The organism is Petralouisia muris (genome assembly GCF_004793545.1).
Lineage (GTDB): Bacteria > Bacillota > Clostridia > Lachnospirales > Lachnospiraceae > Petralouisia > Petralouisia muris.
In genome coordinates this window covers 1-8,388 of the sequence record NZ_SRYA01000120.1, presented here as the reverse complement: position 1 = coordinate 8,388, position 8,388 = coordinate 1, and the positions used below count along the sequence as shown (strand labels likewise).

Below are 8,388 nucleotides of genomic sequence, written 5' to 3'. Positions count from 1 at the left end.
TAATTCCCCCATGAATGGGGGCTAGGGGGCTGAAGTGTCGAAGACACTTTTTTATGGGATATTTTTTACATTTGTGAGAGGGGATTTGTGGAAATGCTTGACATGGCAGCAAAGTCTTTGTATAATAGTTATTGACTTTAAGTCAATAACTATTGAAGGAGGCGGAGGGAAATTGGCAAGGCCAGTGAAAAAACAGCCGGAACAGTGGAAGAAAGAGATTTTGGATGCGGCAAAGGAGTTGTTTTTATCGAAAGGTTATGAGGAAACTGCCATTACGGATATCATGGAGCTGGCAGGGGGCGCAAAGGGGATGTTTTACCGTTTTTTCCAGAGCAAGGAAGAGGTCATGCACGCTTTAGGGGATCGGATGTTTTTGGAGAATAATCCTTTTGAGGCGATCAGGGGGCGTTCGGATCTGAACGGACTGCAGAAGATTCGGGAAGTGCTTGCCTTTGACAGGGCTGATAGGGAACGGGAAGAAATCAGTACGCAGGCGATTCCCATCCTGAAAGACCCGCGCATTTTGGCGGCCGTGGTGGAGGCGAACCGGAGGGTGCTGACTCCTCTATGGCTGGAACTGATTGAGGAAGGGCGGCGTGACGGTTCTATCCGGACGGAATACGCAAAGGAGCTTTCCGAACTGTTGCCCCTTGTCAATTTCTGGTTTTTGCCGTCTGTGTTCCCAGCGGATGCGGAAGAAATCCGGCATAAGTGCAGGTTTGTCGCGGAGGTTCTTGCGGCAATGGGGCTTCCGATTATAGAGGATGAGATGGTTGGACGGATAGAGAGGATACTGGGAGGTTACAGGGAAGAAAGGAAGGAGTAGCGGATGGAGCAGAAACTGTTTACGAAAAATTTTACGCTCCTTGTACTGGGGCAGGCGAGTTCCCTGTTTGGCAATTATATCCTGCGTCTGGCGCTGTCCATGTATGTTTTAGAAGTGACAGGTTCGGCTGCTGTGTTCGCAGGGATTTTATCTTTAGCGACAATTCCGACAATCTTTTTATCGCCCATTGGAGGAATCCTGGCAGACAGGGCGGACCGGAGGAATATCATGGTGGTACTGGATGCGTTGACGGGAATGTCTGTTCTGTGCGCGGCGGTCTTTTTGTCCGGGGACAATGCTGTTGTAGTGATCAGTATGCTGCTGGTGGTACTGTCTGTTCTTGGGGCATTTGAAACGCCTACGGTGCAGGCGTGTATCCCGCAGATGCTGGCAGGCGATAACGTTATTAAGGGAAATGCGGTGGTAAACCAGGTGGCGTCCATTTCTTATCTGATCGCGCCTTTGCTGGGTGGTATCTTATATTCTGCTGTTGGCTTGAAGCCTGTGATGTATGCAAGTGATGTATGCTTTTTTGTCACGGCGTTGTTTGAATGCTTTATCAAATTGGGTTATCAGGCCAGGGAGTTTCAGGGAAATGTTTTGTCTATGGTAAAAAATGATTTTTCCGGCAGTATTCGTTTTATCATGAAAGAGCGGCCGGATATCATGAAGATGCTGCTTCTGGCAGCATTCTCACGCTTTTTTGTCATGGGGGTTACGCTGGTGGGGCTGCCCTTTCTTGTGCGGGCTGTGCTTGGACTGGACGCAAGATTTTATGGCGGGGCGGAGAGCGCGATGGCGGTTGCCACTATTCTGGGAAGTATTGCCGCGGGGCTTCTTACGGGGAAGTTAAAATCCGGTAGATTATCGTATGTGCTTGCGGTAATCGGTGTCTGTATCATTCCGTCAGGGGTTATATTTCTTTTCCCATTCGGCATGATGACAAGGTATGCTGTGATTGTTGCTGCCTTCTGCGGTATGCAGGCCGCGATCAGTATTTTTTCTATTTTTGCGGTATCCATGATCCAGCAGAATACGCCGGATGAGCTGATTGGGAAGATCATGGCTTATACATCCGCTGTTACGTTGTGGGCCCAGCCTGTTGGACAGATGATATATGGATTTTTGTTCGACAGGTTCCAGGGGATCGTGTATCTTGTATTGATCCCTTCGGGGATTGTGGTATGCGTGATTGGGCTGCTTGCCACGGGCTTTTTCAGAAAAATGGAAGAATAGCAAGGTAGCGCAGTAGACTGATAAAAGGTATAATGGGATTACGTTAATAACACGGCCAGATGAAGGTATCACGGTTTAATCTGGATACGGATTTGATTAGGGATAGCGCGTAAATATGTGCCAGGATGGAGGGAGAGGTTCAGGAGATTTATAGACATGGGCGGCGGTCTGGACGTGTTTGTGATAGGACGGAAGAGATAGGCAGAGGTACTTATGGAAGAAGGCTTTCCTGACGGGAAAGTGCTGATAGAAATGAGACAGGAGGTAGACAATGAGACAATCGCCAGGTTAGAGCCCCGGCAGCCAGGAACCGGGGCTGTATACGAGGAGGTGGACATGAATGGAGAGACTGAAATGCCCAAGGTGCGGAAAGCGTGTTATGGATATCCGCACGGAATCCCCGATGCCAGTGGAGGCACAGACCAGGTGCCCGAACTGCAATCATATTGTTACGGTGTACTGGGAACCAAAGAGTGAGAAGAAAAAGCATAAGAAAAGATAGGTGCATAGGCGGGACGGCTTCTGCGAGGGTGCGGGGGCCGTCTTTTTTTGGGGGTGGCGGTGTTTATCCTGCGGGAAATGGGAAATACTTGGATTATGCATGGAAAATTATGGCGTGGATGCCGTGCTGCTGTCCCTGCAGTGGCAGGAAAGGAGGCGGTGTGGGGGAGACTGTCCGAAAACTAATAAGTTGATGAATTAATCTAATAGGTAGATGCATTCGCAAATTAAGCGAGTGATTTTCATAAAAATAATGTACCTTGCTACGAGTTTTATTTTCGTAGCAAGGTCAGGTAAAAGATTCGTGAGAGGATCTGGAAATACCTGATTTTTTATTGCAAAAATTCAAATTTGATTGTTAGATTAATGCAATTTTCGGACAATCTGGGGGAGATGAGAATTCCTATAATGTGGTCTGCCCGTTCTGTGGGGATGAGAGAGGAAAGTGTAACTTCGTGGTGATAAAGAAGGGTGAAATCGTCAATGTCTATCATTGTTTCCATTGTGGAGCGGGTGGAAACATGTTGACGCTGTATGCGGACTTACAGGGGATATACGGAGAAAATCGTTACCTAAAATCCTACTGGATGATTCAGGAAGAACTGCCGATGGGAATAAAAGAAAGCAGGATACGCCAAAAGCAGGTGCTGCAAAGAGAAAAACGGAGCAGGAAGAAACTGGCGGAGCCGGTAGATTATGAACAGAGGGATCATGTTTACCGGGAGATGCTGAAATTGCTGAAATTATCCTTCTCCCATAAGGCGGATTTAAGAAGGCGGGGGTTAACAGAGGCGGAGATTTCCCGGATGGAGCAGTTGGGCTATAGAAGTATCTGTGCAGAAGATTCGGTATCCATTGCAAGGAGGCTCATCAGGTCCGGCTGTAACCTGAAAGGAGTGCCCGGATTTTTTGTCAACTGGAATCATGATTGGGAGGTTGCTTTTTATCGGAAGAACAGCGGCTATCTCTGTCTGGCCTGGTCGGTGGACGGATATCTGGCAGCGTTTCAGAGCCGGATGCAGGTCGGGTGTTTGTGACGGAAGGGATCCTGAAGGCGGAGATCACCCACCAGCGGACAGGGGAGACGTATATCGGGAACCCCGGAGTGGCAAACCACAAGGAGCTTAGGCAGATGCTGGTTCAGTTAAAAGAGCGCGGTCTTCGGGAGGTGGTGGAAGCAAATGACATGGACAAGCTGATGCGTCTTGACTGCCGGGAAGATTACGGAACTGCATGCAGGATTTGCAGCGTGGATGGCCCGGAATGCCCGAAAAAGAAGGAAAAGCGGGAGCAGATCCGCAAAGGGTGTGTGAGGCTTTATGAAATCTGCGGGGAACTTTCCTTAAGCTGTCACCGCGCGGCGTGGGATACTGATAAAGAAGGCATGTGGCAGGAGTTGTATAAAGGGATTGATGACTGGGAGCTTCGGGAACCGGAAGATTCCTATGGAAATGTGGCTGCTTAGTTGCTATAATGGATAGGAATAGAATCTGAGACAGAAAACAGTTTGAAGATGACGGAAGGAGTGTGAAAAGAGATGGAGATGAGAAAGAAGAAACTACCGATTGGGATTGAAAATTTTGAAAAACTTCGTTCCGAGGATTTTTACTATATTGATAAAACTGGGTTGATCAGGGAACTTCTTAACAACTGGGGAGAAGTAAATTTGTTCACCCGTCCCAGAAGATTTGGGAAAACGCTGAATATGAGTATGCTGGAGCATTTTTTCTCACTGAAAGGGGATAAGCATATTTTTGACGGGCTGGATATTTCTAAGGAAACTGCGCTCTGTGAGGAATATATGGGGAAATATCCGGTTATTTCCGTTTCCCTGAAAGGGATTGAGGCAAGAACTTATGAGACAGCTTATCAAATGGCAGTTCGGGTTATCATGGAAGCGGCGGCAAAGTTTTACTTCCTTCTGGAAAGTGAAAAACTGAATGAACATGATAAAGCAGCGTACAAAGACCTTTTGGATAAAAATATGAATGAAGGCACGTTTGGCAGCAGCTTAAGGCAGTTGTCGGGGATGCTGGAAAAACATTATGGTACAAAAGTGATCGTGCTGATTGATGAATATGATGTCCCATTGGCAAAAGCCCATGCGAATGGATACTACGATCAGATGATCTCCCTGATCCGGAGCCTTCTCGGAGATGCGCTGAAGACAAACAACAGTCTGAAATTAGCGGTGCTGACCGGGTGCCTGCGGATTTCAAAGGAAAGTATCTTTACCGGGCTTAATAACCTGAAGGTATTGACGGTTGCGGATGAGCGCTTTGATGAATACTTCGGGTTTACAGACAAAGAGGTAAGAGCCCTTTTGGAGTATTATGACGTACCGGACCACTATGAGGAAGTAAAGAAATGGTATGACGGTTACCAGTTTGGAAATGCAGAAGTGTACTGCCCGTGGGATGTGCTGAACCACTGCGACAGGATCAGGAGCAACCCGGATGTGCAGCCGGAAAACTACTGGATCAACACCAGCAGTAATGATGCGGTGAAACGCTTTATAGAAGAATCGGCAAATGCTGCGACCAAACGGGAGATTGAGCGTCTGGTGGCAGGGGAAGTCATTACAAAGGAAATCCATCAGGAGCTTACCTATGCAGAAGTTTACCAGTCTATTGACAATATTTGGAGCCTTCTTTTTACCACCGGATACCTGACTCAACGTGGGAAGGCAGAGGGGAGGCAGATAAAACTGGCGATCCCCAATCTGGCAATCCGGGATATTTTTGTGACGCAGATCATGGAGTTCTTTAAGGAGAATGTCCGGGAAGACGGGGAGATGCTGAACCGTTTCTGTGACGCTTTGCGGAATGAAGATACAGAAAAAGTAGAAAAGATTTTTACGGAATATTTAAGGAAGACCATCAGTATCCGGGATACAGCGGTAAGAATGGATATGAAAGAGAACTTTTACCATGGTGTTCTGCTTGGGATCTTAGGTGTGAAAACCCGGTGGGGGATTTCTTCCAACAGGGAAATGGGAGAAGGCTACGCAGATATCCTTGCAGAGCCGGATACCGGGGATATGGGGATCATCATAGAAGTAAAATATGCCCATGACGGAGATCTGGACGGGGCATGTAAGGAGGCATTAAAACAGATCGAATATACCAAATATGAGGATGACCTTGAAGACGACGGGGTAGAGAAGATCCTGAAGTACGGGATTGCCTGCTATAAAAAGCGGTGCAGGGTCATGCTGGCAGAAAACAGATAAAATAAATATAAGTATATAAAAGCTCTGAGGCAAGGTATGTTTCAGGGCTTTTTTCATGCCATCTGACAGATGAAAACAATCAGTGGCAGTTTAAAATTTTTAAACCGATCAAGGCATAGAAAAACGGGGCTGTTTTACGCAGCTCCGTTTTTCTATACCTTGATATAGTCCGCCATACATACGTCAAAGAGGTCTGGAAGGCCTTTTTAATTTGAAAAGAAAGCTTCCTTTATGGGAATATTCTGGAGGGAGTGGATATGGTTTGACTGTCAGGAGAACAGAACAGCCTGCTGGTTTATGGGATTACGCATAAGAAGAAGCATTTCCTGTCTGTGATAAAGGAAAACTTCCGTGATTTTACTTGTTTTGGCTGGCGGAACCTTCTGATGGACCAGGATACGTATGAGCGGTTTTTAAATATCAACACGCTGAATTCCAAAAATATAAAAGAGTGTGCAAGACTCTATGCCCTTTCTGACGAAAAAAAGCAGGTTTTAACCTGGGAGCAGTATACCTTTGAGGAAATCCGGTTGTTTGCTACTGTAGATATTGGTTATATAAAACTGTATCACTGTTTGGCTGGTTTGAAAATTGATGACCGCCTGCGGGTGATTCGGGAAATAGCAGGGAGGAATTGCCTGCCAAAAGATCTGTCAGAAGAACAAATGGACAAGCTTGGAATAATGCTGAAGCGGAAATCGGTTTCACGCTGGCTTTCAGAGGAACTGGGGCATGTGGAGCAGATTTCTTATGAACAGACAGTTCGTCTCCTAAGTGTATGGGATGAGGTCTGCCGTTTTATTCCGGGGATCCAGACAGGACACCATGCAGATTTTCTCCTTTACAGCTTGAAAGAACTGCACAATCTTCCTGATTTCCGAACAGCAATGGAACGGATGTTGGAGATTTTCCGGGCATTTTTATCCGGGGCGTTGGAGACAGAAAAAGAAAAAGCCAGATGGCTCTGTATTCCTGAAATCGCCGGGAGGTTCCATGAAGTGAAATATCATAAAAATGATCTGGAGCAGGAAATTGCATTACAGATTCCGGAGGATGTGCAGCAGCTTTGGATGAAAAATATGGAGATGAAGAAAAAGCAGATGAGACTGTGGGAAGAGGACCATTTACTGCCGATCATGCAGATTGGAGAAGCCCTTGGACATACCTGCCTTTCCTATCGGGATGGGGGATATAAAAGATGCCTGCTGTCCTGCTTTGACACGAATAAAAAGGTGCTGTATCTTTCTTTAGATGGTACGCTTGTGTTCCGGGCAATTGTCCGCCTGACCAAAGGGGCATTTCACAGAATGCAGGGAGAATACAGAGGGCTGGAGTTTGCGGATCTTACCAGGGAGGAAGCAGAAGCGAATGCAGAGAACAAGAGAAAAGAATATTTAACCTTGTTTTTAGAATGTCCGTATTTTAAAGGAATTTCAGAAGATAAGGAAAAGGAAGTTATCAGGCTGGTTTTGGAAATGCTGAAAAAGAAAACGAAACAGTTACAGGCAACGCTGATTTTAAGCGATACATACCATAAATTTTTGGTGGAGGGGAAACAGTTTATCCGTGCAAAGTATTACATGTATATTTCTGCCTCAAAGAATGGGGAACAGTATCTGGACAGCCTGGGAGGTATGGCTGATGCAAGTAGGGAAGGAAGCTATGAGAAGGGTTATTTTCTTCTTCCGGAATCCCTTATAAACCCCAAAACAGAGAAAGAGAAACGGCAGGAGGGTATAGTATAGATGGGTGAAGATATCATATTATGCTAGAAGGAAATCCGGCGTTTGCGGTGCGTGGTAAGGACATATGAATCACAGATGCGCGAACTGGAAAATGATCTGGAGCAGATGGCGGAAAATCAGATGCTTGGAGACGAGACAAGACGGGTTGCCAGGGAGATTTATAAAGTCTGGCGGCGGATACAGGAAGATTAGGGGAAGGAGGCGCTTATGCCGAAATTTGTGGAGATTGATTTGCTGGATAATCTGGAAAAGATTATGAAAAAGAATACCCAGAGCTATCAGGGGGATTTTTGGTACGACCGGAAGGAGCTTGAAGAAGTAGCAGCCAAAGCGGATGAACATACTCCACATGCTTCTGGTAATCAAACGGATATAAATTTCCAATTACCTTCCCGTCTTCCAGACCTGTCACTTCTACAGCATAAGCTAAAATCCTCTCGCTTCTCCCATCGCCATAATAAGTCCAGATATGATACGCTGCCGTTGCCTTTAGGTACACCCTCCGTTCTTTCAGGCACCAGGTACCACAGCGACGGGATATCCAGAGATATGTCCGCTCCCTGAGAGGCAGAATTCCGAGTATGTGCCAAGTGACAGTGTGGCGCTGGAAACGGTCCTGCGGCAGGAGGAACGGAAAAGAAGAAAAATGCGGTGTAGGAAGATTGAAAACCATATCCGGAATATCCGTAAAAATGCCGCATAGCTGTCAGAATGGTATTTCATGGGATACAGCAGCCTGGAAAGGCTGTTGTGTCCGCTGTCAGGATGGAACCGGTGATTCTTGTGGATTCTTTTAGGAACTTACCAACGTTTTTCTACGCAAAATGGCAAAATTTACCCATAGTGAA

The 8,388-nt window shown here is 46.4% G+C and carries 9 protein-coding genes; all 9 read left to right on the top strand.

Annotation, left to right across the window (positions count from 1 at the left end; all coding sequences use genetic code 11):
• The first annotated feature begins 172 nt into the window (after window positions 1–172).
• The 9 genes from E5329_RS27035 (at window position 173) to E5329_RS30160 (ending at window position 8,104) form a co-directional block, all read left to right on the top strand.
• Window positions 173–826, top strand: a complete 654-nt coding sequence (locus E5329_RS27035) for a TetR/AcrR family transcriptional regulator (protein WP_135992284.1) — start codon at window positions 173–175, stop codon at window positions 824–826.
• A 3-nt stretch (window positions 827–829) separates the two neighbouring features.
• Window positions 830–2,062 (top strand): MFS transporter, encoded by a 1,233-nt coding sequence (locus E5329_RS27030; RefSeq protein WP_135992283.1) that lies wholly within the window; start codon window positions 830–832, stop codon window positions 2,060–2,062.
• A gap of 213 nt (window positions 2,063–2,275) precedes the next feature.
• The gene (locus tag E5329_RS27025) at window positions 2,276–2,539 is read left to right on the top strand and encodes a hypothetical protein (protein WP_135992282.1); all 264 of its coding nucleotides are present in this window, start codon (window positions 2,276–2,278) and stop codon (window positions 2,537–2,539) included.
• 479 nt (window positions 2,540–3,018) lie between these two features.
• On the top strand, window positions 3,019–3,600 hold the full coding sequence (locus E5329_RS31260; protein WP_275443800.1) for a DNA primase: 582 nt from the start codon (window positions 3,019–3,021) through the stop codon (window positions 3,598–3,600).
• Window positions 3,597–4,028 (top strand): hypothetical protein, encoded by a 432-nt coding sequence (locus E5329_RS31255; protein WP_275443799.1) that lies wholly within the window; start codon window positions 3,597–3,599, stop codon window positions 4,026–4,028. The genes E5329_RS31260 and E5329_RS31255 overlap by 4 nt, the downstream gene beginning before the upstream one ends.
• A gap of 72 nt (window positions 4,029–4,100) precedes the next feature.
• On the top strand, window positions 4,101–5,795 hold the full coding sequence (locus E5329_RS27015) for an AAA family ATPase (RefSeq protein ID WP_135992281.1): 1,695 nt from the start codon (window positions 4,101–4,103) through the stop codon (window positions 5,793–5,795).
• A 386-nt stretch (window positions 5,796–6,181) separates the two neighbouring features.
• On the top strand, window positions 6,182–7,540 hold the full coding sequence (locus tag E5329_RS27010) for a hypothetical protein (protein ID WP_275443798.1): 1,359 nt from the start codon (window positions 6,182–6,184) through the stop codon (window positions 7,538–7,540).
• Window positions 7,541–7,582: 42 nt separating this feature from the next.
• Complete coding sequence (locus tag E5329_RS27005) at window positions 7,583–7,732, top strand: hypothetical protein (protein ID WP_275443797.1); 150 nt, start codon at window positions 7,583–7,585, stop codon at window positions 7,730–7,732.
• 15 nt (window positions 7,733–7,747) lie between these two features.
• Complete coding sequence (locus E5329_RS30160; protein ID WP_168356792.1) at window positions 7,748–8,104, top strand: hypothetical protein; 357 nt, start codon at window positions 7,748–7,750, stop codon at window positions 8,102–8,104.
• Window positions 8,105–8,388: the final 284 nt, after the last annotated feature.

Coding starts and splice junctions, on each gene's coding strand:
- E5329_RS27010 (WP_275443798.1), top strand. CDS start 6,182: ATGGACCAGGATACGTATGAGCGGTTTTTAAATATCAACACGCTGAAT.
- E5329_RS27015 (WP_135992281.1), top strand. CDS start 4,101: ATGGAGATGAGAAAGAAGAAACTACCGATTGGGATTGAAAATTTTGAA.
- E5329_RS30160 (WP_168356792.1), top strand. CDS start 7,748: ATGCCGAAATTTGTGGAGATTGATTTGCTGGATAATCTGGAAAAGATT.
- E5329_RS27030 (WP_135992283.1), top strand. CDS start 830: ATGGAGCAGAAACTGTTTACGAAAAATTTTACGCTCCTTGTACTGGGG.
- E5329_RS27025 (WP_135992282.1), top strand. CDS start 2,276: ATGGAAGAAGGCTTTCCTGACGGGAAAGTGCTGATAGAAATGAGACAG.